This window comes from Pseudomonas sp., assembly GCF_037994325.1.
Lineage (GTDB): Bacteria > Pseudomonadota > Gammaproteobacteria > Pseudomonadales > Pseudomonadaceae > Aquipseudomonas.
Window position 1 is genome coordinate 1 of the sequence record NZ_JBBNAH010000646.1, and the last position, 1,026, is coordinate 1,026.

Below are 1,026 nucleotides of genomic sequence, written 5' to 3' on the forward strand. Positions count from 1 at the left end.
CAGCAGCTCCGTGGCACGGTTGCTCGGCTTCATCCACTGCCCCATGTGGCTGAGGCTGTGGTTGATGTGCAGGATGCAGCCCATCAGGTCGAGGAACTTGGTATCGACCGCGGAACGGTGGCCGAAGTCGGCGCTCATGGCCGCGACTATGGCGTCCTGATACCGCCGTAACTGGGTGCGTAGCGCACGCAGCTTGGCCTTGCGCTCGGCCAGCGAGGTATGCGGCTGGGTGCGGAACGCCTCGCGCTGGGTTTCGAACAGGCGTGCCACGCGCTGGGTGGCCGTCTCCTGGATCATGCCTCGGTTCCTCTCGTCTGAAGACTGTCAACATCCACCCGGATTCGGACGGCATCGTTGCGATGAGCAAGCCTATGGCCGGGCTGACGCCCCTCAAATAGCCGCGCACCCCAAAACTATTGCATTGCACCTCAACCTCTTGTCCTTGCCCGGTTTGCAGCTTGCAACCCCACACTCGGGGTGACTGATGGAGTGCCGAGGTGCCCGAACACTGCTGATCCAACTCTGCCGACTGCACCTGGGGACATCCACGGCCTCACGCCACAGCGCTACTTGCCGCCGAGGATGTTCCCGGAACAACACTCAAGGAACTCCGCTGGGCTTCATCTCGGCCACTATGCGCAGGTACGCCAAGGCAGTATCACGCCACAGCTGCGCCACAAATTTCGACTGCGCGGCCTGCATGGCAGGGCTAAGTCCCAGGTAACAGGGCATGATGAATAGCGGCTTGGGCAGTATTTCGATGTGGGAGCGAAACGGCTCATCCTGCACCAAGCGCTTGACACGCCACTCCAGGTCAACCGCCACGTTGCTGCGGTTGCGCAGCAGCATCAGCCCCAACGAGTTGATATTCCGTGGGGAACTGTCGCTCGCCAGGCCGGAGCGAGCGAAGTAATCGCCCAATACCCCGATCCCGCGCAGATAAAGGACCGGCCGCTGCAAGCCACTGAAACGCTGGCCGTCCCAACCGACTGCACTGCCGCGCAGGCGCATCACCAATATTCGCAC

General features: G+C 62.0%; 1 protein-coding gene and 1 pseudogene. Both read right to left on the bottom strand.

Translation table 11 applies throughout. The features are described from left to right. Positions 1-297, bottom strand: a pseudogene (locus tag AAAB16_RS21320) (coniferyl-aldehyde dehydrogenase); the annotation flags it as partial. Between the two features lie 303 nt (positions 298-600). Next, a partial coding sequence (locus tag AAAB16_RS21325) for a hypothetical protein (RefSeq protein ID WP_340665133.1) occupies positions 601-1,026 on the bottom strand: 426 nt, incomplete at its 5' end.